This is a genomic window from Klebsiella sp. MS 92-3, assembly GCF_000195655.1.
GTDB lineage: Bacteria > Pseudomonadota > Gammaproteobacteria > Enterobacterales > Enterobacteriaceae > Klebsiella > Klebsiella pneumoniae.
In genome coordinates, this window is sequence record NZ_GL882816.1 from 13,862 (window position 1) to 14,127 (window position 266).

Sequence of the window (266 nt, forward strand, 5' to 3'; positions counted from 1 at the left end):
CGCTGCCGCTCAGCCGGCTGGTCGGTTTGCCGTCGATCAGGATCTCGCCGCCGCTTAAGGATTCGAGCTGGTTGATCAAGCGGATCAGCGTCGATTTTCCCGATCCGGAAGGGCCGAGGATCGCCACTACTTCGCCGGGCTCGACCTGTAGGTTGATGGCGTTAAGTACCTGATGATCGCCGTAGCGCTTGGCCACATCACGGAACGTAATGCTGGCGCGCTGCAGACGTGAAAAATCCGCGGCCGGAGCCGCGGAGTGGGAGAGT

At 61.7% G+C, this 266-nt stretch carries 1 protein-coding gene; it reads right to left on the reverse strand.

The window, feature by feature from the left end:
- Window positions 1-266, reverse strand: a 266-nt coding sequence (locus HMPREF9538_RS30100) for an ATP-binding cassette domain-containing protein (protein ID WP_009485303.1), incomplete at both ends; no start/stop codon positions are given.